This is a genomic window from Paracoccus methylarcula (genome assembly GCF_003007735.2).
Classification (GTDB): Bacteria; Pseudomonadota; Alphaproteobacteria; order Rhodobacterales; family Rhodobacteraceae; genus Paracoccus; species Paracoccus methylarcula.
The window spans coordinates 1-25,216 of the sequence record NZ_PXNQ02000016.1; the positions used below are offsets into that span (position 1 = coordinate 1).

The 25,216-nt window shown below is 60.9% G+C and carries 20 protein-coding genes and 1 pseudogene; 10 read left to right on the top strand and 11 right to left on the bottom strand.

The features are described from left to right. Positions 1 to 1,209 precede the first annotated feature (1,209 nt). Positions 1,210 to 1,467 (top strand): hypothetical protein, encoded by a 258-nt coding sequence (locus A7A09_RS19600; RefSeq protein ID WP_106692974.1) that lies wholly within the window; start codon positions 1,210 to 1,212, stop codon positions 1,465 to 1,467. A 620-nt stretch (positions 1,468 to 2,087) separates the two neighbouring features. Here A7A09_RS19600 and A7A09_RS19605 read toward each other — a convergent pair. Continuing rightward, entirely contained in the window at positions 2,088 to 3,746 is a 1,659-nt protein-coding gene (locus A7A09_RS19605; protein WP_106692975.1) for a capsular polysaccharide synthesis protein, read from the bottom strand. Positions 3,747 to 4,142: 396 nt separating this feature from the next. On the opposite strand from A7A09_RS19605, the gene A7A09_RS19610 reads away from it, so the two are divergent. Further along, entirely contained in the window at positions 4,143 to 5,072 is a 930-nt protein-coding gene (locus A7A09_RS19610) for an NAD-dependent epimerase/dehydratase family protein (protein ID WP_106693015.1), read from the top strand. On the opposite strand, the gene A7A09_RS19615 is transcribed toward A7A09_RS19610, so the two are convergent. The 9 genes and pseudogenes from A7A09_RS19615 to A7A09_RS19655 all read right to left on the bottom strand — a co-directional run bounded on the left by A7A09_RS19615 (position 5,056) and on the right by A7A09_RS19655 (position 15,429). Further along, a complete protein-coding gene (locus tag A7A09_RS19615) occupies positions 5,056 to 5,976 on the bottom strand; it encodes a glycosyltransferase family 2 protein (protein WP_170167170.1) in 921 nt (306 codons plus the stop codon). The two genes, A7A09_RS19610 and A7A09_RS19615, sit on opposite strands and share 17 nt — an antisense overlap. Before the next feature lie 4 nt (positions 5,977 to 5,980). Beyond that, positions 5,981 to 8,128, bottom strand: coding sequence for a glycosyltransferase WbsX family protein (locus A7A09_RS19620; RefSeq protein ID WP_106692977.1), 2,148 nt, complete (start codon positions 8,126 to 8,128; stop codon positions 5,981 to 5,983). A gap of 24 nt (positions 8,129 to 8,152) precedes the next feature. After that, positions 8,153 to 9,043 (bottom strand): glucose-1-phosphate thymidylyltransferase RfbA, encoded by an 891-nt coding sequence (rfbA, locus tag A7A09_RS19625; protein ID WP_106692978.1) that lies wholly within the window; start codon positions 9,041 to 9,043, stop codon positions 8,153 to 8,155. Next, a pseudogene (gene rfbD, locus A7A09_RS19630) lies at positions 9,040 to 9,890 on the bottom strand (dTDP-4-dehydrorhamnose reductase). Before rfbD ends, rfbA begins: the two are co-directional and overlap by 4 nt. A gap of 43 nt (positions 9,891 to 9,933) precedes the next feature. Further along, positions 9,934 to 10,983 carry a dTDP-glucose 4,6-dehydratase gene (gene rfbB, locus A7A09_RS19635; protein WP_106692979.1) on the bottom strand — a complete coding sequence of 350 codons (1,050 nt, stop codon included), beginning with the start codon at positions 10,981 to 10,983 and terminating at the stop codon, positions 9,934 to 9,936. Further along, positions 10,980 to 11,552 carry a dTDP-4-dehydrorhamnose 3,5-epimerase gene (gene rfbC / locus A7A09_RS19640; protein WP_106692980.1) on the bottom strand — a complete coding sequence of 191 codons (573 nt, stop codon included), beginning with the start codon at positions 11,550 to 11,552 and terminating at the stop codon, positions 10,980 to 10,982. The genes rfbB and rfbC overlap by 4 nt, the downstream gene beginning before the upstream one ends. Positions 11,553 to 11,768: 216 nt before the next feature. Then, positions 11,769 to 12,668, bottom strand: coding sequence for a glycosyltransferase family 2 protein (locus A7A09_RS19645; protein ID WP_106692981.1), 900 nt, complete (start codon positions 12,666 to 12,668; stop codon positions 11,769 to 11,771). Positions 12,669 to 12,675: 7 nt separating this feature from the next. Continuing rightward, on the bottom strand, positions 12,676 to 14,301 hold the full coding sequence (locus A7A09_RS19650; RefSeq protein WP_106692982.1) for a glycosyltransferase: 1,626 nt from the start codon (positions 14,299 to 14,301) through the stop codon (positions 12,676 to 12,678). A gap of 306 nt (positions 14,302 to 14,607) precedes the next feature. Next, a complete protein-coding gene (locus A7A09_RS19655) occupies positions 14,608 to 15,429 on the bottom strand; it encodes an ABC transporter permease (protein WP_106692983.1) in 822 nt (273 codons plus the stop codon). Positions 15,430 to 15,813: 384 nt separating this feature from the next. On the opposite strand from A7A09_RS19655, the gene A7A09_RS19660 reads away from it, so the two are divergent. From A7A09_RS19660 to glf, 3 genes are all read left to right on the top strand, one after another. Beyond that, the gene (locus A7A09_RS19660) at positions 15,814 to 16,947 is read left to right on the top strand and encodes a KpsE/RkpR family capsule polysaccharide export protein (RefSeq protein WP_148043730.1); all 1,134 of its coding nucleotides are present in this window, start codon (positions 15,814 to 15,816) and stop codon (positions 16,945 to 16,947) included. Next, positions 16,944 to 17,609, top strand: a complete 666-nt coding sequence (locus A7A09_RS19665) for an ABC transporter ATP-binding protein (RefSeq protein ID WP_106692985.1) — start codon at positions 16,944 to 16,946, stop codon at positions 17,607 to 17,609. The genes A7A09_RS19660 and A7A09_RS19665 overlap by 4 nt, the downstream gene beginning before the upstream one ends. A gap of 126 nt (positions 17,610 to 17,735) precedes the next feature. Then, the gene (gene glf, locus A7A09_RS19670) at positions 17,736 to 18,881 is read left to right on the top strand and encodes a UDP-galactopyranose mutase (RefSeq protein ID WP_106692986.1); all 1,146 of its coding nucleotides are present in this window, start codon (positions 17,736 to 17,738) and stop codon (positions 18,879 to 18,881) included. 56 nt (positions 18,882 to 18,937) lie between these two features. Here glf and A7A09_RS19675 read toward each other — a convergent pair whose 3' ends face one another. Beyond that, a complete protein-coding gene (locus A7A09_RS19675; protein WP_106692987.1) occupies positions 18,938 to 19,885 on the bottom strand; it encodes a MurR/RpiR family transcriptional regulator in 948 nt (315 codons plus the stop codon). Positions 19,886 to 20,011: 126 nt separating this feature from the next. Between A7A09_RS19675 and A7A09_RS19680 the strand changes: the two genes are divergently transcribed. From A7A09_RS19680 to A7A09_RS19700, 5 genes are all read left to right on the top strand, one after another. Further along, positions 20,012 to 20,746, top strand: coding sequence for an N-formylglutamate amidohydrolase (locus A7A09_RS19680; RefSeq protein WP_106692988.1), 735 nt, complete (start codon positions 20,012 to 20,014; stop codon positions 20,744 to 20,746). Next, positions 20,746 to 21,282 (top strand): TRAP transporter small permease subunit, encoded by a 537-nt coding sequence (locus A7A09_RS19685; protein WP_106693016.1) that lies wholly within the window; start codon positions 20,746 to 20,748, stop codon positions 21,280 to 21,282. Before A7A09_RS19680 ends, A7A09_RS19685 begins: the two co-directional genes overlap by 1 nt. Continuing rightward, positions 21,279 to 22,604, top strand: a complete 1,326-nt coding sequence (locus tag A7A09_RS19690) for a TRAP transporter large permease (RefSeq protein ID WP_106692989.1) — start codon at positions 21,279 to 21,281, stop codon at positions 22,602 to 22,604. Before A7A09_RS19685 ends, A7A09_RS19690 begins: the two co-directional genes overlap by 4 nt. Before the next feature lie 18 nt (positions 22,605 to 22,622). Continuing rightward, on the top strand, positions 22,623 to 23,663 hold the full coding sequence (locus A7A09_RS19695) for a TRAP transporter substrate-binding protein (RefSeq protein ID WP_106692990.1): 1,041 nt from the start codon (positions 22,623 to 22,625) through the stop codon (positions 23,661 to 23,663). A gap of 172 nt (positions 23,664 to 23,835) precedes the next feature. Beyond that, a complete protein-coding gene (locus A7A09_RS19700; RefSeq protein ID WP_106692991.1) occupies positions 23,836 to 25,197 on the top strand; it encodes a glutamine synthetase family protein in 1,362 nt (453 codons plus the stop codon). Positions 25,198 to 25,216 lie beyond the last annotated feature (19 nt).

Consider the following 25,216-nt stretch of genomic DNA (forward strand, 5'->3'; position numbering starts at 1 on the left):
GCCGATGAGACCATCGAGAACACCTTCGCCGCTGTCGATCAAAGTAGCCATAGCATGCTCTCCTGTGCTTATTGTCGGCCATCCAAATCACAGCCCAAAAGCACAGCTTTCGAGCACATGGACCAAATCCAATTACATCAAGGTTACCCATGAAAAATTTGAAAGATCAATGTAGAAACGCCACCCTTCCAAGGGGGAGTACTATTCATTTATCACTCGTGGAAATAGCCGGTTTGGTGGCCCGTGACATGCCAATAGGGCCGATCTGGTGCCTGTCGCTACGGGAAATTATATCGCGCAAAACGAAAAAAGATAAACAAATTGGATCACCCTGAATCGGCAAAGGCAGACCAATCCGAGCGCCAGCGAATCACCCGATCTCGCTCCATAGCCAATATATAGTGATTGCCGCGAGGGTGATGGCGGACAGGAAGGCCCTGGGACCATGGTCATCTCCGGTGGCGATGCGCCGGTAATCCTTTAGCCAGCCAGAGATGACCCCGATGCGGCCGCTCCACCTGTATCGCCGCCTGCCGTATCTGACCTGTATTGCCCGCGATCTCCGATCGGGCATGCGGGCGCTTACACTCCTGCCTTTCCGAATTTCCCCTGAACCGCTTCGCTCGCCGCGCAAAGGGCTGGGGATAAAATCATACCCCTTGCCCTTGCCTCGCCGGCATGGTCCGGGTCCCGCAGGAAGACGGAGGCATGAGCAACCTTTTCCGGCCGATCGAACTTATGCGGCGGATATCCCTAAGGAATAAGGCCCGTCGAAGCCGCCCTGCCATCGCCGAAAGCGGTGGAGCGACACGAGAGCTCGGGCAATCCAGCGCCAGCTGACAACATCCCATCCGGACAGAAATCGACTTCAGGCCACGAAAGGGGGGCCAGGATCAAAACATCCGGAAACGCCGCTTGCTGCACCGTCAGAACGGGGCACGAACTGAGCCAGAACCATCGGGGGACCGTATCCTCCGCTGCCGATCAGGCCCTCCTGCCGCCAATCACCTGATGACGGACGAAGGGCAGAATATGGGCGTTTCCAACGAACACCCACGGATCAGCCATGCGAAATCAAGGCCGTGCCTGACCACCCCTTCCGTTAATCATGCATTCTGCCAATTTCTGGAGAAAATCAGACTCGAAGTCTGGACATTCTTCCCACCAACTCGCACTATCGTGATGCAATAAAAATGACAGGAGAAACATATGACTAAAGCAGAATTGGATAGTATGTGCGCCATGCTCGCAAATAAATTATTGCTTGGGGCGACTCTGGAGTTGGCCGCGCAGGCCGCTGCACCGAACGATCCCGCAAGTGCCTTGCGTGGAGCATTAACCAGCGCGGAGGAGCGCATTCCGGAGAATAGTGTTTTGTTCAGCAAGCTATCTGCAAAGGATAATGCCATCCTTAGGCAACGGATTATTGAGCATATGCGCACTGTTGTCCAGCATAATGACGCTTAATGCAGATAATCACGGCGTGAACTGACACGGCCAGCAGCCTCTCCTGCATCATTCTCTGTTCGAGGGTTCGCCAGATTAATTAGTGCCTGACCTCAAAATGTGGGAGAGGCGACATGCAAGATGGCGCGTTCATCGGATAGAATATCCATGACGCAATCGTGGATAGCGGCCTGCTGCGGCTCGGGCGCGGAAGATGGCACCACGGACATCTGATGTGGTGCGATGTCGGCGGAGTTTCCGGCCGAAGGTGGCGAAGCGGCGGATATCAGCGCGCCGACTTGGCAGTTTCGGTTATACGCCCTCACCTCATCCGGCCTTTTCCTGTGGTCCGGCACCTCCCACCTCTTGTGCGGAGCACGATTGTAGAATCCACTGAAAATCCCTTCCAATCCCGCCCTGGAGGAGCCTATCTCAGATCAGGTCGCGGACTGGAAGCCGGGGCAAAACAACGGTCACGGCACTGTGGGGCCGGCGGAAATTCTGCGATCTTCCTGGAACATGTGTGGTGCTGTGGGATGGAATTCGTCACATGCGATGCAATCGGCCACGCAATCCAAGCCGCTCGACTCCGTGATAGGCAGAAAGATTGCGCCATGAGCCAATGAAATTCTCCCAGGAGTTCATTGTTTGCAGCTTTCCTGGGTGCTTTCAAGAAATTGAACAAATTCCCCAAATGGCGCCCCGCTCCATCGAGCCTTTCCTTTGAGGTGAGATATCGTGGTGGATATCTGCTCTTCAGGAATTCCGGCTCTGGCGGGTGCCAAAGGATCACGGCACGAAAACTTATTGCTTGACGCTTTCGCGATCGTCATCGAATCGAATTCCCTCAGCACGGAAAGGATGAAGCCTCGGCTTCGACCAGAAACCCTCATTTCATTGATTTGCCGCATCACTTCCACGGAGCTCGGGGAAAGTCCGACATTCTGTGGCCGTTCTGACAATAGGCGATTGGATAACTCCGGCGCACCGAGGAGTCGGCAAAGAGCCAAGGGCCAGTCACTCGCTAAATTACTTTCGACCACTTCCGAAGCATTGAATGTATCTGCCAACCGGTTCAGGAGATTCGAATCCGTCAATGCGCGAACTCGCGGCAATTCCTTGAAGTCACTCAGAGAGAGAGAGGTAGCGTAGCCAAATCGATCATTTGGCGGGTTCACAACAAACTGCTGATAGTACGAAGTGAGCCAGTCCGATTCCTTCCTTCTATTGATGAAGATCCGCACATCATAATCTTTAATCATCTCCCGAAGGCAAGATAGATTACTCTCGTCGAAATCGATCAGGTGAGCGGTAAGCCCCTCCGCCGATAGAAAAAGCGTCTGGCAGCCAGCCGGGTCAAGAACGTCTGGAACTTGATCGAACTTTCCATCCACGAGTGCCCAGATCAACTGCTGGTGCTTGGGATGATCCAGGCGAGGTGGTGTAAAAGGATACCAGATATCATGGCGGGCCAATTCCGGGCGCATCCTGTCCGCCCACATCTGTATGGTGGTGGTGGCAGTCTTCGGCAATCCTACATGTAGCACAAGCCGTCGTTTCGATGAGCGGCGACGCGCCTTGTCAGAAAGATACCGCATCAAGGATGTCGAACCAAGCGAACCGGTTCCCTTGTGCGTCAGCTTCCACACCGGGGCTTTTTTCTCGATATCCGATGAAAGATCCTCAGGTGTGGGGGCGGCTCCAAGTCGTCCTGAATCCCCTGGAGAAAAATGGAAGCGATGCATGGCCGATACTTGTGGAACATTCCTCCAGATTTCATTGAAGACCTTGTCCGTTCTTATAAGATCCGAGAACAATTTGTGCGGCCAGTAATAATCATCTTCCCGATCTCGGCCATGCCAGTATCGCTCATAACTGTCTCGTAGCTTTGCAATGATATAACCTCTGGACAAAGAGGCTTGAAACCATGTCGCCATAGGGCGTTCTTCTTCCGGACGGCAAAAGGCGAAATAATCCTGCTGCATCACCTCGCCCAGCCATTCGTCCAACGGCCTCGCACACAGCGTTGTCGAATCCGCCCACACACCACCAAATTGGTATAGAAGCTCGACCCGCAGCATATCAGACTGATGTGCTCTGCACTTCCGTATATCCAATATTCGTTGAGCCGCATCTACGCCTAATAACCCCGGAATATCTTCGGCAGAAAGAGCCTGCAACTCCCAGTCTGGGTTCATGCTTCGCCAGGATGCTAATGACATGGCTGTAACGGAGGGAGCTACTGACCAGTCATGCCAAACCGTCCAGATAGTTTTCGGAAGCGCTTTCGCCAATGTCATTATTCGCCCAAGATCCGGAAAAATAGAAGGAAAGTGTATTCGTTCGCCATACGATCAGCAGTCCATCCAGAAGTATATGTGCCCTTCAAGGCTAAAACATACAATCTTCATGTGACCGTCAAGAGACTTTGTCGCATGACAGTTGAGCCAGCGATGACCGGTCACAAATGCAGAACCGCGATCCCGTCTTGACCCCTTGATCGCGCGGTGGGTTGCACCGGACCGGCAGTCTTTCCCGCAGCATTCCGCGTTCAGGGATTGCACCGCCCGGCACTGCACTTGAATCACCCGGAGGATGATGGTTCAGATAACCGGTCGCATCCAATGCGTCTCGGCAAGGCCCCGGGGCGTTGGACCGGCATATGCGGCGGAAACATGACCAGCAGGGACGGCGACATGAAGGTACTGCTCATCGGGGGCTGCGGTTTCATCGGCTCACATGTGGTCGACAGCCTTCTTGCGGCGGGAATGTCCGTCAGGGTCTTCGACCGCGTGCAGGAGCGTTTCCGCCCGCCCGTGCCCGGAGTCGAATATGTCCTTGGCGATCTGACCGATATCGCCCAGACCTATGAAGCCATGAGCGGGGTCGACGCGCTCGTCCATCTGGCCAGTGCAACGGTGCCGGCCACGGCCAATCACGATCCGGTCGGAGATATTTCCGGCAACCTGATCACGATGGTCCGGCTGCTCAAGGCCATGCGCGAAACCGGGTTGCGGCGCATGGTCTACCTGTCCTCGGGCGGCACGGTCTACGGCCCGCCCGAGACCCCGCTGGTCAATGAGGACCACCCGCTGCGGCCGATCAACTCCTACGGGATCGTCAAGGTGGCCATCGAGAATTACCTGCATATGGAACATGTGCTGCACGGGTTGCAGCATGTCGTCCTGCGGGCCTCGAATCCCTATGGGCCACGCCATGGCCATACCGGGGTTCAGGGGATAATCGGCACGCATATGTGGCGCATGGCCCGCAGCGAACCGGTTGAGATCTGGGGCGATGGCAGTGTCGTGCGCGACTATCTCCATGTCAGGGATCTGGCAGAGCTCTGTGTCTCCGCGCTGCGCAGCGATGTCAGCGGCTGTTACAATGCCGGAAGCGGCACGGGGGTTTCCGTGACCGAAATCGTCGACAGGATCCGTCAGGTCGTGAAACGCTCGGGCTACGAAGCGCCGCCCGTCATCCACAAACCGGGCCGTGGCTTTGATGTTCCGAGGGTGGTGCTCGATATCGGCCGCGCGCGGCGTGACCTTGGCTGGACGCCCCGGATCGGCCTGGAGGAAGGGCTGACCGAAACCTGGGAATGGATCCTCAGCCGCAAGGATTGAGCTGTTCCGGGGCAAAGGGATAACCGGCAACGGCTCCGTCCCGCTCGCGCCGCATATGCCCGTCATAGCCACATTCGCGCAGGACATGTTCGAAATAGCCCGGCCAATTGGCCTCGCATGGGAAAAGGGGATTGGGCGAAGGCCGGCCCCGCAATCCGCGGCGCAGAAAGCGGCGGGTTGCCGTCTCCAGTTCGACCGGGGTGACATGCCCCAGGCCCGAGAAGGAATTCGCCTCGTGCAGCCGATAGAAATAATGCGGCTCATGCACCACGACCGGCTCGCTGAAGAACAGCGCCTGCAACAGGAAATCCCAGTCATGGCAGTATTTCAGCGGCTGGAAGGGACCGGCCTGCTCGTAGATGCCGCGGGAGAACAGGAGATTTCCGGTGGAAATCGCAACATTCTCGCGCATCAGCGCGAAGCCGACTGTCGGATCGCGTTCGACCGCATGGATCTGGCGCAGGGCGAACAGCCGGAAGAATTCGTCGATCCTTGCCGCTTGACCGGCTTCGGCAAAGACGTCGACCAGTGAAAACCCGATCTCCGAGCCGGTATCCGCAAGTGCGGCCATCAGCGTCGCGATCCGTTCTGGGTGATAGCGATCATCGGAATTGATCAGCGAGATATGGCCGCCCCGCGCGGCGGCGATGGCACGGTTGATCGTGGCATGCGCACCCAGATTGCGCTCATTCCGCAACAGGACCGTGTTCCGAAACCTCTGCGCGAGCGGACCGGACAGCAATTCCTGCGCGCACTCCCATGTCCCGTCGGTCGAGCAATCGTCGATCAGGACCAGTTCAAGCTCGGCATGGGTCTGATCATGGATCGATTGCAGGCAATCGGCAATATAGCCGGCATGGCAATAGGTCGGCAGGACAACGCTGACAAGAGAACCGCTCGCCATCATCCTAACCCACCAGCAGAACGATATTCGGGCAGACCGCCAGGGCATGTTTCGGGCGATAGGGATCGGGAACCAGGAATTCGAGTTCGTAGCGTCCTGCCGTCACGGCTTCGAGGCTTGCATTCAGCGTGAAACCGAAATTCCTCAATCCGGAATCGAGCGCCAGGGCAGCGACCACGTCCGGCCGATCTTCATGATCGCGGATGGCGGCGATATAGCGGCGATCGGGGGTTTCCGTGTCGCGCAGGGCGATCATCGCCGTATCGGCGGCCCTGCCCCCGATCAGGAACCAGCCGCGCATCGCCAGCCCCCGCCAAGACGCGACCGGCAGGTCCACCCCCGCCTTGACCGGATGTCCGTTCACCATGTCGACCCCGGCCTGTCTGTCGGACTGCCGCTCCACATGCATCAGCGGCCCGGCAACAGGCAGGAAGACCGAGGCATCGCCGCCCCAGAGCCCCCGGCCCCGGCGCGCGACCAGAGCGCCAAGCGCGCGATTGGCGGCAACAAGGCTCTCGACGGCGCGCCGGGTCTCGGCCAGCGGATCGGGTTGCCCTGCGGGTGGCGGCCGCAACGGCGCAAGGGCAAGCGCCTCGGGTGTCAGGGCATCGCGCATCGCGGTCAGGGCCTGTGTCCCGCCCTGACGATCGGGCTCCAGGCAGGAGCCGCTGGCCCAGTCATTCCACGACCTGACGAATACGAAACGCCGGCCCTCGGGCAGGTGCTCCTGCGCCTCGGCCACCAAATGGCGCATCCAGAGGCCGAACAACTCGCTGCGAGCATCGGTGAATACCTGCCCGCGAAGGCCAAGGCGCGGAGTGTCGTCCCAACCGGGCATGGCGGTCCGAAAGCGCAGATGCCCTGCCACGGGCCGCGAGATCTCGCCCTGCACGGCATCGGCATAGCTTCGAATTTCACCCTGCCATCCCGGAACCAGGCCGCAAATATCCTCGTCCACGGGTTCCCCGGCAAGACCGACCGGTGGATATTGACAGCTGCTGTCGGCACCATATTCAAGCGGGTTCATGCCGGGCTCCGTCTCGACGATGCAGACATGCAGCTCTTCGATTCCTTCGGCGCGGATGCTCTCGCGCCAGCGGCGAATGGTCTCGGCCGGGCTTTTCAGCGAGGAAATCCCACGGATCAGCAAGAGCGGGGCATTCTCGATGCGGATATAGCGCGGCGAACGGAAATATTTCAGGCAGGACAGGATGAAATCATTATCGCCGGCATAGCTGTGCTGCTCCGGCGTAACAGGCGCCCCTCCGTCGCCGGAGGGCGGGCGCGACGGGCCGTCATTGACCCAGCACAGGCAGAAGCCGAAATCGTAATCCTGCGCCACATGGCGGTCGATGGGCAGGACCATCCGGGCTTGGCCCGCGCTCCAGTGATAGTCGTAGCAGAATCCGCTCAGCCCGTGATCCTTCGCGAGCGCGATCTGGCTTTGCTGCACCGCGTCAAGGCGCAGGTCGTAAAATCCCCCGTTCCCGGGCAGCCGGGGCTGGGCATGGCCGTCGAATAGCGGACGCGCGGCGGCGACATCCGCCCAATCGGTCACGTCCCGCCCATACCAGCCGTCGTGCAGCGCGTCAGGATAGAATTGCGACCGGTAGAACGCCAGGACATCAACCGGCGCGCGCGCCGCCGCATGATCGAGGGTCGATTCGAGCAGGCGATCACGTTGGCGAAGCCGCTCTTCCTCGCGGCTGGAGACGCCGTCGGCCCGCCGCGCGACGGCAGGCCGCAACAGCCCCCGGTCGATCCCGGCCAGATTGGCCGAGCATGGCAGGGAAAGACCTGTGCCACGGATCTCGATCCGCAGGATATCGGCGATCCGGGCCTCGCCGGAACCGGCGTTTCGAAGATGCTCCAGAACCTTCTGCGCCGCCGCTTGCGACATATCGCGCAGGGGAACCGAAAACCCCGCCCGGACCGGCCGGTTCATCAGCCTTGCGATATCCTCCCGGAAGATCGTGGTCACCGTGCTCAGCACCGGCTCGCCGAACAGGGAAATCTCCAGCTCGACCGGCCGCTCCGGGTCGGAGGTCGATACCGCCCAACCGTAGATCCATTCGTCATTGAACCCGTCGATCGCTCCGCGCCAGGCCGGACCTTCGGTCAGATCATCGAAATTCCAGGTAATTTCCGACATGCACGCTCCCGCAATTCCCGGACATCATGTCCGGACAAGGCCCGAAAGATAGGCGCCATACTCGTTCTTACCGTAAAACGCGGCGCGCTCGCGCAGCATATCGGCACTGATCCAGCCTTTTTCATAGGCGATCTCGTCAAGGCTGCCGACCTGCAGCCCCTGGCGCAATTCCAGGGTCCGAACGAAATTCCCCGCATCGAGCAGGCTTCCATGGGTTCCCGTGTCGAACCAGGCATAACCGCGCCCCATCGGCTCGACCATCAATGTCCCCTCGGCCAGGTAGAGTTCGAGCAGCGAGGTGATCTCAAGTTCGCCCCGGGCCGAGGGCGTGATCGACCGGGCCTTTTGCGGGGCGGTGCCATCCATGAAGTAAAGCCCGGTCACGGCATGGTTCGAGGCCGGTTTCACCGGTTTCTCGACAATGCTGTCGACCTTGCCCGCGGCATCGAAGCCCACCACGCCGTAGCGTTCCGGATCCGAGACCCGGTAGCCGAAGACGGTCGCCCCGGTCTGCCGGGCCGAGGCGGCCTCCATCTGTTCGGTCAGGCCATGTCCGAAGAACATGTTGTCGCCAAGGATCATCGCCGAAGGATCGCCGGCCAGGAAATCCTCGGCCAGCAGATAGGCCTGCGCGAGCCCGTCGGGGCTCTCCTGAACCAGCCATGTCAGCTTGATCCCCCATTGGCTGCCATCGCCCAGCGTGCGGCGGAACTGTTCCCGGTCATGGGGCGTGGTGATGATCGCGATCTCGCGGATACCGGCCAGCATCAGCACCGAAAGCGGATAGTAGATCATCGGCTTGTCATAGACCGGCAGAAGCTGCTTCGAGACGCCGATGGTGATCGGATAGAGCCTCGTGCCCGATCCACCGGCCAGCACGATCCCCTTGCGCGTCGGTGCAGAAGCCGTGGTCATCTGATCTCCTCGCATTCGGTCAGTATCTCATGGATTGCCTGTTTCCAGTCGGGGCGGTCAAGTCCGAAACGGGACAGGGCCGTGCAATCCAGCCGGGAATTGGCCGGCCGCGCCGCCGGGGTCGGGTATTCCGAACTCGGGATATCGTTCACCACGCAATTCAGCCCGGCCTGCGCCATGATCTCGCGGGCGAAGCCGCCCAGGACGTGTCCGGCTCCCCCGCGAAATGGTAGATGCCGGATTTCCCGGGATCCGCGGCAAGTTGCTCCACGATGGCAAGACAGGCTTCCGCGATGGCGCGCGCCGGAGTGGGGCCGCCGATCTGGTCCGCCACCACGTTCAGGCTGTCGCGTTCGCGTCCGAGCCGCAGCATGGTGGTCAGGAAATTATTGCCATGGGCCGAAAACACCCAGGACGTCCGCAAGATGGCAAAACTGCCGCCCGCCATGCGCACAGCTTCCTCGCCCAGCAGTTTCGAACGGCCGTAAGCACCCAAGGGGCCGGTCGGATCTTCGGGGACAAATGGCGTCTCTCCGCGGCCGTCAAAGACGTAATCGGTCGAAATCTGGACCAGCGGTATCCCCAGATCCGCGCATTCCCGCGCCATGGCGTGCGGGGCCTCTGCGTTCACGACGGTCGCGGCGGCTTCCTCGGCTTCGGCCTTGTCAACGGCGGTCCAGGCTGCCGCGTTGATCACGCCCTGCGGGGCATGGGCGCGGATCGCCGCCGCACAGGCGGAGGGCACCGACAAATCGGCATCCTCGCGGCTCAGGAACAGCGCGTCCGGGCGCAGGCGCCGCAATTCGGTGGCGACCTGCCCCCGGTGGCCGAAAACAAGAAGTTTCATCCGGACTCTCCGATCATATCCGCAGCGCTGTAAGGCGGACGGCTCACGCCCTTGTCCCCAGCCTTTCGCCGATTCCCTTGCGGCTCTGCAATGGTTTCCACCAGTCCTCGTTGTCGAGATACCATTGCACGGTGCGCGCCAGCCCCTCTTCGACCGTGACCGAGGGGCGCCAGCCCAGCTCGTCGCGGATCCGCCGGGGATCGATGGCGTAACGGGCATCATGTCCGGGACGGTCGGTCACGAACGTGATCTGATCGGCATAGGAACCCGTGGCCTTCGGCCGCTTTTCGTCAAGAATCGCGCAAAGCGCCCGCACGAGTTCCAGGTTGCTGCGCTCGTTCTCGCCGCCGATATTGTAACTGCGTCCCACGCGCCCCTTTTCCAGTACCAGCAAGAGCGCATCGGCGTGGTCCTCGACGAAAAGCCAGTCGCGGATATTCGAGCCATCGCCATAGATGGGCAGGGGCTTGCCTGCCAATGCGTTCAGGATGATCACCGGGATCAGCTTTTCGGGGAAGTGATACGGGCCGTAATTATTCGAGCAATTGGTCAGCACGACCGGCAAGCCGTAAGTTTCGTGCCAGGCCCTGACCATGTGATCCGAAGCCGCCTTCGACGCCGAATAGGGGCTGCGCGGATCATAGGCCGAATCCTCGGTGAATTTCACCGAAGGATCGTCCGGCAACGAGCCGAAAACCTCATCCGTCGAGATATGATGGAAGCGGAACCCATCGGGACGGCCCTCGCCCAGCCAGAACTCGCGGGCGGCTTCCAGCATGTTGTATGTGCCGGTGACATTCGTCTCGATGAAGGCGCCCGGCCCGTCAATCGAGCGGTCGACATGGCTTTCGGCGGCCAGGTGCATCACCGCGTCGGGGCGATGGGCCGCGAAAATGCGGTCGAGCGACGACCGGTCGCGGATATCGGCCTGCTCGAAGGCATAAAGCGGGCTGTCGGCCACGTTTGCGACATTGTCGAGGCAGGCGGCATAGGTCAGCGCGTCCAGGTTGACGACCTGGTGCCCGCGCGCAATCGCCAGCCGCACCACGGCGGATCCGATGAAACCCGCTCCGCCCGTAATCAACAGCTTCATTCTGGCGTCGTCCATGTGAAAGGGGTCTCGAATGCGGTCAGCCGCGGCGCGGCGCTGTCCTTGGCGGAAAGCACAGGCTCCACGCCCGGCGGCAGGGGCCAGTCGATGCCGATATCGGGATCGTCCCACCGAATGGCGCCATCGCAATCCGGCGCATAGAAATCGGTGCATTTATACTGCACCTCGCAATCCGGGGTCAGGGTCAGGAACGCATGCAGGAAACCTTTCGGCACCAATAGCTGACGGCCGTTTTCGGCACTCAGCTCAACCCCGGTCCAGCGCCCGTAATGCGGCGAGCCGCGGCGGATATCGACCGCCACGTCGAAAATCCTGCCCCGGCTGCAACGCACCAGCTTGTCCTGCGCATGAGGCGGGCTCTGGTAATGCAGACCGCGCAGCGTGTATTGCGTGGCAGAGAAGGAATGATTGTCCTGGACGAAGGAAAGTTCGAGCCCGGCCGCAGCCATGTTCGCCGCGTTCCAGGTCTCGGAAAACCAGCCCCGGGCATCACCGAATCTCGCGGGTTCGATGACAAGCACATCGGGGAGGGATGTAGGGTTTGTCTTCATCGTCGATCAGCAGAAACATTGTCCAGAATGGTGCCTTCGGAGCCATATATGAAAACCACACCGGTCGCCACCCCGGCAGAAGGCCTGCGGGACATTAAGCCTTTGCCGCCCATCGTTCATCCGTCGGATTCGCACCGCCTGTTTCCCGGCCCTTACATGGGCACGCCCGGGCTCTGATTGTCTGGACGGTCCGGACCCTACGCCCGGGGAACGGGCTCAAACATGCTCGATCTTGGGGCGAAAAACCAGGCCGCGCAGGATCGCGCCAAAGATTTGCCAGCGCAATTTCCAGGATACACCACCCTGCTTCATCTGCCGATATACGCCATGGGCAAAGATCAGGACCCCCGCCAGCCCCTGTTCGCGGCGACGGAACGAGGTTTCGTTCCGGGCACCATATTTGAACTTCCACAGGCTCTTGTGGGTGATGAGGCCAAAATTGACGCCGCGATTGTCAGGAGTGTCATGGATCACCCGGCTCTCCGGGCAGAAAATGCCGGGATAGGAGCGTGACAACCGGCGCGTATATTCGGCATCGTCGAACCAGATGAAATAATCGGAAATCGGCAAGCCATGCTCTTTCACCGCCCAACGCGGGATCAGCACCGAAACGAAAGAGCAGGAATCCACCAAGGCCCAGGCCTTTTCAGGCCGAAGAAACCGGGGCCAGTCCCAGACCGGGCGGGGCGTATTCATCTCGCACAGGCTGCCGTCGGTCCATTCGACACGCGAACAGGCGAAGCTGGGACGCCACCGATGGCGCTGCTCGAATTCGGCGCTTGCCGCCAGCAGTTTTCCTATCGCGTCCGGTTCGGGATATGCGTCGTCATCCGAGACCCAGATATAGCGCGCACCCTGTGCATAGGCTTCCTTGATGCCTTCATGAAACCCCCCTGCTCCGCCGATATTCTTAGGAAGGCGCAGATAGCGGATATTCGGCATCTCCATGGCGCGGGCTTCGACCAGTGTCCGGGTATCGTCCGTCGAGGCATTGTCCACGACCAGGATCATCTCCAGCGGCACCGATTGCCGCTCCAGCGCGTCCAGCACCTTCATCAGCTTGGCCGACCGATTATAGGTGACGATAACGGCGGTCGTGTTGGTCAATTCGGTCATGGCCTGCCTATTGTTTCGGCGAAGTTTCTGTTGCAGCGCGGTAATGAGCCGTCAAGACATCCCGAGCCGTCGGCTCTGCGGCAAGTTCTGACCACGCCCTGTGCAGCGCGTCCTTCTGGCGTGCGAGAAAATCCTTGTCGCGCCATAACCTGTCGACGATGTCCACGCTCGCGCGAACCGCTGCCCTAGGGGCCAGAGGCAGGAGAAGATCAGCCGGGACGATCTCGCCCTGCGCGCCGATATCGGTCGAGATCGGGATGCAGCCATGCTCGATCGCCTCATAGCAGACCAGCGCCAGCCCTTCATTGTTCGACGGCAGCAGCAGGATGTCCGAGCCGTCGAGGATCGCCGGAATATCGCAATCGGCGGGCTGCATGGTGAACATGTCGCCCAACCCATAGTGCTGCATCAGCCGCGTCATGGCGCTCTGGAACGGCCCCTCCCCGACGATGGTGCCGCGCAGCTCCACATCGGCCTTTTGAGCCCAGGCCACCAGCGCGCGCAGGATCTCGACCAGGACGATCGGACGTTTCTGGTAATAGAGCCGCCCGATAAAGCAGACATCCAGGGTCTTCTGCCCGGTCTGCATGGCGATCGGAGGCAGGGAGACGTCCCGGTTCCGATGCTCCAGCATCCGGCCCAGAACCACCTTGCTCAGCCTCCCGGCATTGTCGCGATGATAATCGATCAACCGGCGACTGATGACGTGATGGATATCGACATAGTTCGACCACACGAGCGAAATTCGCGGATATCCACCGTCGTTATGCTCGATGATATGGGTGCTGTCGATCACCTTTACCCAGGGAGCTTTTGCCCGAATCTGCGGCAAGGTGTCATACAGGGCATGGCAATGGTGAATATGGATCAGCCGGATGTTCTCGGCCAGCACCAGGTTCTCGACATAGCGGGGCCACCGATCCCTGGGCAGATAGCGGTCAAGCCGGATGAAGGTGACATCGGAACTGTCGGGAAGTTTCGTCGCAAGGCGCTGCAACGAGGCGACCCCGGCCACCACGAAGACCCTCAATCCGGCCTCGACAGCCCATTTCACGGAATCGAGAGCCAGTTTCTCCGCCCCCCCGATCTCTAGCCAATGCGCGCCGATCAATATGGCCGGGCGCTTGTCGGAAGCCGGTTCCTGCGGTTGCGGCAACAGCCGGGATCCCTTGCCGAGAGGCAGGCTGACATGGCTGTGCCGCTGTTTCATGCGCCGCTTCCTGGCCATCTCGACCTTGTAGCGGATCTCCTCATAGCAAATCGGACAAAGCCCGAAGAGGGCCCTCAATCCCTTGAACGGGACCCAATCTGGGTCTTGCTGCTTGATTTCATTGGGTAACGGGGCGCGGGGAACCGAGATGAGGATGGTGACGACGGCAGCAGTTTCATCTGTGCCGGGGCATTCGAGACGTCCCAGGTATTCGGGACGCAGATGTTCGGGCGTCAGGGTCAATTCGCCCTCGATGATCCTGGGCTTTCCCCAGACCGGATCATCGCCCTCGTAGAAAAGGAAATGCAGATGCTGGGACGGATACAGGAGCCGGTAGATATCAATGACATCCGATATCTCGGCATGCAGGCGGTCAGGCGCTTCCGGTGACGCATCGGCGGACAAGGCAGATGTGACGTGCATATGTGACTTCCCTCGTTCTGGCCCCGCCTTTTCAATCGGGGGTGTAATGGAGCGTCCTTGAAAGGAAAAGCTGGATGGACACCCTTTTGTGAGCAATGCGCAAAGTTTCGCTGTATTTCAGCGGGAAACCCTCTTCGGCCATGAGTTGACTTTTCCGTGATCTCCGGCTCCTGCGAACCTCCGGCCCCGCAAGGCAAGGAGCATGGAAAAGGGAACATGCCCACCAACTGCCCGCCCCGTGCCCGGCAAGCCGTCCGGCCATCTTCCGGATCATCAAACGAACCGGCAAAGGGTGCCACACAGCGCTCAGCTGTTCAACAAATCCCGGTGATAACGGACCAGCAGCGCCAGCCCGAAGGCCGTCAGCGCCAATCCAACGCCGAACACGTAAACCGGACTCACGTAGTCGCCCATATAGGACGGGTAGAATGCCTTGCGCATCTGCCCGATGACATGGACCAGCGGGTTGAACCACAGGTAGTCCTGGAACGGCTCTGGAATGTCGTCGAAGATGAAGAAGATGCAGGACGCCAGGAACAATGGCCGCGTCAGGATGGACCAGGCGAACCTCCACCACGGGAATGCCTCGAAAAGAAAGCAGTTCATGACCCCGATCCCGGCCGCGATCACGAAAGCCATGGAAAGCGACAGGGCGATTTCCACGATCTGCGGATCGGTTCGCGTCTCCATCGTGAAGTAGACACCCGCGAAAACGATATAGGAGACCAGTATCTGCGTCACCGTGTTGAACACGAGCCGGGCCAGCAGCGCATCCATGAAGGTGACCGCCGGATAAGCCAGAAGCGACTTGGAGTACTGTATGGATGCCGCGACCTTCGCCGCCAGGGCCATGTAGAACATGAACGGGACCAGGCCCGTCGCATAGAAGATCGCGAAATTCGTGCCTATCGGTGGCGAGCGGAATCCCAGGGAAAAAATGATCGTAAGGAGAATGATGCCGCCGGCAGGCTCGGCCACGGCCCAGAGATAACCATTCGCCGATCGCCCGTTGGTGGTTGACATCTCGCGCAAAATCAGCGCGCCGATGGAACGCAGGCTGGCAAAACTCCGTTGTTCGTGAACCGGCCGCAGGTCAGCCTCGGGGATCGGGTCGGTGGAATGGGGCATCTGTTCGAGGTTTATCGCCTTGCAGGGTCACGATCCTATTACGGATCAACGCTGGAACTGTCATGCTGGCTTATGTATGACACTCGCGCAGAGATCAACAGGCGTTCCGGAGGCCCTCGCACATGCTCGGCAGGAAAACCGCAGCGGAAACATGCGGCAAGCAGGGGGCCGACAGAATGGCACAAATACGTGAAGCGGTCATCGCCGTTCCGGCGGCAACCGACGGAAACGCAAAGTAGTAAAGGGGCTAAGGTGGAAGACGGCCAGAACCCGGATCAAGAAGCTGCCGGAAACAACAAGAGCCAGGCACTTGGCAAAAGGAGACCGCGCGGAACGGCCGATCCGGTTCAGGTCAAGCGCCCTAAACGGCGGCAACCCGCGCCCTTGCCGGAAGTTAAGCCAACCGCCGAGAAGGCCCGGCTGCAACTTCGGCATATCGTGCTCGCCTGCAGCTTCGTCTTGTGCGTATTGACGCCCGTCGCGGTTTCGGCCCTGTATCTGTGGACACGGGCCGCCGATCAATATGCGTCATATCTGGGATTCTCGGTTCGCAGCGAATCCAGCCCGAGTTCGAGCGAATTGCTGGGCGGGATCACCTCGCTGGTCGGAATCACGAGCAGTTCCAGCAGCGACACCGATATTCTCTACAAATTCATCCAGAGCCATGATCTGGTCGCCCGGGTGGATGCCCGCCTGGATCTGCGCGCGATATGGTCAAAGGCCCCGAACGATCCCTTTTTCTCCTATACCGGCAATGCGACGCTCGAGGATTTGCTGAACGAATGGGATCGCAAGGTCCAGGTCTATTACGACAACGGGATGATCGATCTCAGGGTGCTGGCTTTCGATGCCCAGGACGCCCATGACATCGCACAGGCGATCTACGAGGAAAGCACGCTTCTGATCAACCAGTTGAACGACGTTGCCCGGGAGGACGCGCTGAAATACTCGCGGATCGAATTGGAAAAGGCGCTGGAACGGCTGAAAGCGGCGCGCCAGGCGGTATCCGAATTCCGCAACCGCTACCAGTTGGTCGATCCGGCCGCCGATGTGCAAAGCCAGGTCGGCCTTCTGACCTCGTTGCAGCAGCAATTGGCCGAAGCACTGGTTCAGCTTGGCACGTTGCAGGCGAATGCCCAGCCCGGCGATCCGCGCATCGAGCAGGTCGAGCTGCGCATCAAGGTCATCCGCGAACAGATCGAGTCGGAGCGGCAAAAATTCAGCTCGGAAACCGCGACCGGCGAAGCCTTGTCCGAAGTTGTCGGCCAGTATGAATCCCTCGCCGTCGATCGCCAGTTCGCCGAGAACACATATACTGCGGCGCTGGCCGCCTATGATACCGCGCGCGCCGAAGCCTCCCGTCAGTCCCGCTATCTTGCCGCCTATGTCAAGCCGACCCTGGCGCAAGAGGCGGAATACCCGGAACGGGCCAAGCTGATGATGATCCTCAGCGGCTTCCTGCTGGTGATCTGGGTCATCGGCGTGTTGATCTTCTACAGCCTGCGGGATCGGCGATGATCCAGCTGCGGAACCTTACCAAGGCCTATGTCCTGAATGGTCGCCGCAAGACTGTCGCCGACAATATCAACGCGGTCTTTCCGACCGGCGTCTCGGTCGCATTGCTGGGCCGCAACGGCGCCGGAAAATCTTCGCTCCTGCGAATGATATCGGGCGAGATGCTTCCGACCTCCGGAGACATCCTGTCGGATGGCACGATCAGTTGGCCAGTGGGGTTCGCGGGCTCCTTCAACCGCGAGCTGACCGGCGAGCAGAACTGCCGCTTCGTCGCGCGCATTTACGGTGTCGATACCGACGAGATGGTCGCGTTCGTCCGGGACTTCGCCGAATTGGGGGATCACTTCAACCTGCCGACCCGCACATATTCCTCGGGGATGAAGGCGCGGCTGGCCTTTGGCGTATCGATGGCGGTGCCTTTCGACACCTACCTGGTTGACGAGGTCTCGGCGGTGGGCGATGCGGCCTTCAAGGTCAAGTCGAACCAGGTTTTCAACGCGCGGATGAAGGATGCCGGCGCCATCGTCGTCTCTCATTCGATGAGGATGCTGCGCCAGATCTGTCAGGCGGGCGCGGTGCTGGAGAATGGAAGGCTGCACTATTACGAAGATCTCGAAGAGGCGATCGAGCGGCACCTGAGCAATATGGAACAACCCGCCGGTTGAAGACACGAACCGGCCCCACGGGAATCCGCCGGCAGCGGACAAAGAGCTTGTCATGTTTCGCCAACGCTCGATAGAGAGGGGTGATCCGCGGGGACCGGTTTCGAAAAAGAGAGTTGAATCGAGGGAATGCAGATACTTCTGATAGGGGCCGGGCTATCCGGCGCAGTGATTGGACGCAGGCTTGCCGAGGCGGGACATTCCTGCAGGATAGTTGACAGCCGCAACCATATCGGTGGCAATTGTCATACCGAACGCGATGCCGAGACCGGGGTGATGATGCATGTCTACGGCCCGCATATCTTCCACACGGATGACGAGGAGGTGTGGAATTATGTCAACGGGTTCACCGAGTTCCTTCCCTTCCAGAACCGGGTGAAGGCCCAGGCTCGGGGTGGCGTCTATTCGCTGCCGATCAATCTTCTGACCATCAATCAGTTCTTCGGCAAGACCATGCGCCCCGAAGAGGCGAAAGCCTTCATCGCGGCGCAGGCCGATACCTCGATCACCGATCCCCAGACCTTCGAGGAACAGGCGCTGCGTTTCGTTGGCCGCGACCTCTACGAGGCCTTCTTCAAGGGCTATACCGAAAAGCAATGGGGCTGTTCGCCGACCGAGTTGCCGGCCTCGATCCTCAAGCGCCTGCCGGTGCGTTTCAACTATGACGACAACTACTTCTTCCACCGGTTCCAGGGGATGCCGCGCGACGGCTATACGCCGATGATCGAGGCGATCCTCGATCATCCCGGTATCACGGTCGAACTGTCGACCCCTTACGCGGCGGAAATGGCCGCCAAGGCGGATCATGTCTTCTGGTCCGGCCCCCTGGACGGATATTTCGACTACGCGCTCGGCCGGTTGGGATATCGCACCCTGGACTTCGAGCGCTTCACCTATCAGGGCGATTACCAGGGCTGTGCGGTGATGAATTACGGGGATCGGGACGTGCCCTACACGCGCATCACCGAACACAAGCATTTCTCGCCTTGGGAAACCCATGAGCAAAGCGTCTGCTATCGCGAATACAGCCGGGCGGCGACGCCCGAGGACATTCCCTATTACCCGATCCGGCTGGTCGAGGAAAAAGCCCTGCTGGCAGATTATGTCGCCAAGGCCACCGCGACGGAGCGGGTGACCTTCGTGGGCCGCTTGGGAACCTATCGCTATCTCGACATGGATGTCACGATCCGCGAGGCGCTGGATACGGCGGATGCATTCATGAACTGTCTCGCCGATGGCAGGCCCGTTCCCGCTTTCATGTCCTCGCCCCTATAAGGACGAAACAGCGCGTTTCAGCGAAAGCGGCCACCTGCCCCACCGGCAGGAATGCGTCAGCATTGCTTGGGACGCGGCGCGTTTCGCTGCATGGCAGAGCGGCCCGCCCGTCCCTCGCCTGACCGTCCCCGCCGGAACAGCCGGGTATTCTCGTACAGTTTTTCCAACCGCTTCATGCGCGCCTCGGTTTCCGGCCATGTCCGTTCCTGCACCGCCGCCAGCAGGGTTTCGAGCAGCACCAGCATCGCGACCGAGGAATCCCATGCCGAGGGAACCTCGATCTGGGCGGAAAAGCGGAACTTCGCATGGGCGGCGACCGGGCTGACCCAGGGATCGGTCATCAGCACGATCTCGGCCCCGCTTTCGGCGGCAAGCTCGGCCAGCTCAAGGATGGAATTCTCGTAGCGGCGAATATCGAAGACGACCATCACGTCGCCGGGGCGCAGATCCAGCAGCGCCGGCGGCCAGGCATTCGACAGCGGCGGCAAAAGCGATACGCCGGGCCGCACGATGCCAAGCTGGGTCACCAGATAATCGGCAAGCGCATGGGTGATCCGCCCGCCGGTCACGAAGATATTGCGCTGCTGATCGGCCAGCATGGCGGCACAAGCATCGAATTCGGCATGATCGATCCGCCCCAGTGTCACCGAAAGATTGGTCAGCACCGCATCGGCGAAACGGTTCAGCATATGGGTCTGCGGCACCCCGTCGCTCCAGCGCGCGCGCTTTGCCAGCGGCGATTCCAGCCGCGCCTCGACCTCGGCGCGCAACTGGGCCTGGAACTCGGGATAGCCACGGAAGCCCAGCTTCTGCACCAGCCGCAGCACCGTCGGGGTCGATACCCCCGCCTCTTTCGCGAGCTGTGGCATCGAGCCCAGCCCGGCGACCGGGTAATGCCGCGTCAGATGGCTGGCCAGCATCCGCTCGGACGGGGTGAGCGTCTCGAAATGACGGGCCAGGCGATCCTCGATCAACTCTGCGGGCGGTGGGTTGTTCTCGGTCATCTGATCGTCCCTTGGGCAGATTGTCCCATCCGCCATCGTAATGATCGTAACAGCGATTCAGCAACCTGAAAAGATATTGACAGAATCGGGTCGCCTGTCACAGCCTGACTGCAGAGGAGACCATGGATGCCTGAACACGCAGCCCATTACGCGATCGAAGGCGGGAATGCGCCCGGCCCCGCCGTGCTGGTCTGCGAACATGCCTCGAACGATTTCCCGCCCCCATGGGACGGGCTGGGATTGAGCGAGGGGCAAAGGCAGGCGCATATCGCGTGGGATCCCGGTGCCCTGGGGCTGGCGCGGGAACTGGCAAGGCGGCTTGGCGCACCGCTGATCCACGGCACCGCGTCGCGGCTGATCCTTGACCTGAACCGTCCGCCGCATTCCCCGGCGGCCATGCCCGAGCGCAGCGAAGCCCATGACATCCCCGGCAATCAGGACATTTCCGCCGAAGAGCGGCTGCGCCGGACCGATGCGATCTATATTCCCTTTCACGCGGCGCTCTCTGCGCTGCTGGCGCGGCGGCTGGCGGCCGGTCAGCGCCCGGTCCTGGTCACCGTCCACAGTTTCACCCGGATCTATTTCGGCCAGGCGCGAGAGGTCGAGTTCGGCATCCTGCATGATGCCGATGACCGGCTTGCCCGCGCCATCCTGACCCGCGACACCGGGCTGACAACCCGCCTCAACGAACCCTACAGCGCCGCGGATGGCGTGACGCATACCCTTGCCCGTCATGCCACGCCGATGGGCCTGGCCAGTGTCATGCTGGAAATCCGCAACGACCTGCTTGCCGGATCGCAGGCCGGCATGGCCGAACGCCTCGCCCCGGTGCTGCAAGCCGCCATCGAGGAGGTCGCATGATGCCGAACTGGGCCATTGCATATGTCCGCAGGATCGAAGCGCTGAATTACCGCCTTGGCCGCTTTGCGATGTATATGCTGTTCGCGATCATGGCGGTCCTGCTGTGGTCCTCGATCACCAAGATCCTCAAGGTGCCGTCGCTGTGGACGCTGGAAGTGGCGCAATTCACGCTGGTCGCCTATTACCTGCTGGGCGCGCCCTATTCGATGCAGCTTGGCGCCAATGTCCGGATGGACCTGCTCTACGCCCGGATGTCCGCGCGAAGGCAGGCGATCTGGGACCTGTTCACCATCTTCTGCCTGCTGTTCTACCTCGGCGTGATGCTGTGGGGCGCGATCGACTCGACCGCCTACAGCCTGCAGATCGGAGAACGCGCGCCAAGCGCGTGGCGGCCCTATCTGTGGCCGATCAAGATGATCATCACGCTGGCCTTCGCCCTGATGATCCTGCAGGCCATTGCCCACCTGATCCGTGACATCGCCACGCTGCGCGGCGTCGAGATCCCGCATCCGTTCAAGGGGGCCGTCGACCGATGAGCCATGAATGGATCGCCATCCTGATGTTCTCGACCATGCTGCTGATGATGATCACCGGGCAGCGGGTCTTCGGCGCGATCGGCTTCGTCGCCGTGGTCGCCGCGCTGGTCCTGTGGGGACCGGGCGGGACCGATATGGGCTTCTCGGCGGTGATGAAGGTGATGCGCTGGAACGCGCTGCTGACGCTGCCGATGTTCGTCTTCATGGGCTACGTGATGTCGGAATCGCGGCTGGCCGAGGATCTTTACCGCATGTTCCATGTCTGGTTCGGCCCGATGCCGGGCGGGCTTGCCATCGGGACCATCCTGCTGATGGTGATGATCTCGGCCATGAACGGGCTGTCGGTGGCGGGCATGGCCATCGGGGCGACCATCGCCCTGCCCGAGCTGATCCGGCACAATTACGACAAGCCGATGATCTCGGGCGTGATCCAGGCGGGCTCCAGCCTTGGTATCCTGATCCCGCCCTCGGTGGTGCTGGTCCTGTATTCGCTGATCGCGCGCCAGCCGGTCAGCCAGCTTTGGCTGGCGGGGATCGGACCCGGATTGCTGATGGCGGCGCTGTTCGTCGTCTATATCCTTATCCGGACCTGGCTGAATCCTTCGCTCGCCCCGCCGATGCCGCCCGAGGAACGTGACCAGATCACATGGGGCGAACGCATCCGCCTGCTGCGCGCCGGGTTCCTGCCGCTGGTGATCTTCGCGGCGATGATGATCCCCTTCGTCAAGGGCTGGACCTCGCTGACCGAAAGCAGCGTGATCGGGGCGCTGTCTGCCGTGATCGCCGCCATCATCAAGCGGCGCTTCACCCGCGAGGTCTTCGAGACCGCCACAAGGCAAACACTGGCCATCACCTGCATGTTCATGCTGATCATCACCGCGGCGCTGAGCTTTGGCGCGGTGTTCGACGGCCTTGGCGCGGGCCGCGCGATCGAGAACCTGTTCCTGCAGGAAATGGGCCTGAGCCCGTTGCAGGTGCTGCTGCTGATGCAGGCGTCCTTCCTGGTCATGGGAATGTTCCTCGACGATACCGCCATGCTGGTCATCGTCGCACCGATCTATGTGACCATGGCGCGCACGCTCGGGTTCGACCTGATCTGGTATGGGATCCTCTATACGATCACCTGCCAGATCGCCTATCTGACCCCGCCCTTCGGCTATAACCTGTTCCTGATGCGGGCCATGGCGCCGAAGGACTTCACCCTTGGGGTGATCTATCGCTCGGTGCTGCCCTTCGTGGTCCTGATGGCGGTGACCCTGGCGCTGGTGATCGCTTTTCCGGGCATCGCCATGTGGCTGCCGAACTCGATCTACGGACAATAACCAACAGGGAGAATGACAATGACGACGACAAGACGGAAATTCCTCGCAAGTGGCGCGGCGGTTGCGGGCGCCGGAGCGCTGGCAACCCCCGCAGTCGCGCAGGGCGCGCCGCTGAAATGGCGGATGCAGACCTATGCGGGCGCGGCTTTGGGCGAGCATGTCTGCAAGCCCGCCATCGACGCCTTCAACAAGATCGCCAATGGCCAGATGGAGATCGAGCTGTTCTATGCCGATCAGCTTGTTCCCACGCCCGAACTGTTCCGCGCCATGCAGAACGGCACCATCGACGCGGTGCAATCCGACGATGACAGCATGGCCTCGCCGACCGAGGTGACGGTGTTCGGCGGCTATTTCCCCTTTGCGCTACGCTATTCTCTGGATGTGCCGGCGCTGTTCAACCATCACGGGCTGGACGAGATCTGGAAGGAGGAATACGCCAAGCAGGGTATCCAGCATATCTCGGCCGGATCATGGGATCCGTGCAATTTCGCCACCAAGCAGCCGATCAACAGCCTTGCCGATCTGCAGGGCAAGCGCGTCTTCACCTTCCCCACTGCCGGGCGGTTCCTGTCCAAGTTCGGTGTCGTTCCCGTCACCCTGCCATGGGAAGATATCGAGGTGGCGCTGCAGACGGGCGAGCTGGACGGCGTCGCATGGAGCGGGATCACCGAGGATTACACCGTCGGATGGGCCGAGGCGACCGGGCATTTCCTGACCAACAGCATCTCGGGCGCATGGATCGGCCATTTCTTCGCCAACCAGGAACGGTGGGACGAGGTGCCCGAACATCTGAAGGAGCTGATGAAGGCGGTGTTCGACCAGTCGCATTATTATCGCCAGCACTGGTACTGGTCGGGCGAGGCTAATCTGCGCGTGACCGGCGACAAGATGAAACTGACCACCATCCCCGCCGAGGAATGGGACCAGGTCGAAGAGGCCGCCAAGGAGTTCTGGGAAGAGGTGGCCTCTGAATCCGAGGTCAAGGCCAAGGTCGTCGCCAAGATCAGGGAATATAACGACGCCATGCGCGAGGCGGGCCCGCCCTATCGTTATTCGTGATTTGTGTTGGCCGGATGTGCCGCAACCGGGGCAAGCGGTTATTGCGTCCCGCGATGGCCGGGGGGCTGTCTGCCCCCCCCGGACCCCCCGAGGATATTTGCGTGAAGAAGAAGGGGCGCGGGCATTGTGGTTGCGCTCCCGGAAGTGAGAAGGCCCGAACAGGAGTGCCGCGATGCCTGCCAATCTGAGCTTTGACGCGCTGAAAGCCGCCGTGGATGCCGGCGAGATCGATACCGTGGCGGTGGCTTTGGTGGATATGCAGGGGCGTTTGATGGGCAAGCGTTTCCATGCCGCGCATTTCCTGGAGAACCCCGACGAGACGCATTGCTGCAATTACCTGCTCGCCACCGATGCCGAGATGGTCACGGTGCCGGGCTACAAGGCATCGAGCTGGGCGGCGGGTTACGGCGATTACGTGATGAAGCCCGATCTGTCGACGCTGCGCCGCCTGCCATGGGCGCCGGGTACCGCCTTTTGCATGGTGGATCTGCATGATCACCACACGCATGAGCCGGTGCAGCACGCCCCGCGCAACATCCTTCGCCGCCAGGTTCAGCGGGCCGAGGCGATGGGCTTTGCGCCGATGATGGCGACAGAACTGGAATTCTTCCTGTTCGCCAATGATTACAAATCGCTTTTCGACAGCGGCTATCGCGATCTGCTGCCGACCGCGCGCTACAATGTCGATTACGCGCTGACCGGCACTTTCGCCGACGAGCCGGTGATGCGCGACCTGCGCAACGGGCTTTATGGCGCAGGTATTCCGGTCGAGAACTCCAAGGGCGAGGCCGAGGCGGGGCAGCACGAGATCAACGTGAAATATTCCGATGCCATGGACACGGCCGACATGCATGTGCTGGTCAAGTCCGCCACCAAGGAGATCGCGCAGGCGCATGGCCAGTCGGCCTGTTTCATGGCGAAATACTCGCATGAGCGGGCGGGCTCATCCAGCCATGTGCATCAATCGCTGTTCAGGGATGGCGCCAATGCCTTTTTCGATCCGCAGGCACAGCAGGGCATGTCCGGGCTGATGCGCAGCTACATGGCCGGGCAGCTTGCCCATGCCGAGGGACTGACCTTTTTCCTTGCCCCCTATGTCAACAGCTACAAGCGCTTTGTCACCGGCATGTTCGCCCCCACCAAGGCGATCTGGTCGATGGACAATCGCACGGCCGGATTCCGGGTCTGCGGTGGCGGGACCGGGGGCCTGCGCGTCGAATGCCGGATCGGCGGGGCGGATCTGAACCCTTATCTCGCCTGCGCGGCATTGCTGGCGGCAGGGCTGGACGGTGTGGAAAAGGGCATGGAACTGGAGCCGGAATTCACCGGCGACGCCTATGCCGCCGAGAATGCCCGCCAGATCCCCGGCACGCTTGCCGATGCGGCCAAGGCGCTGGACGCGTCCGATATGCTGCGCACCGCGTTCGGCGATGATGTCGTCGACCATTACGTCCGCGCCGCGCATTGGGAATTGGAAGAACAGAACCGCGTCGTCACCGATTGGGAAGTCGCGCGCGGTTTCGAACGGGCCTGAAACGCCGCAAAACCGGCCA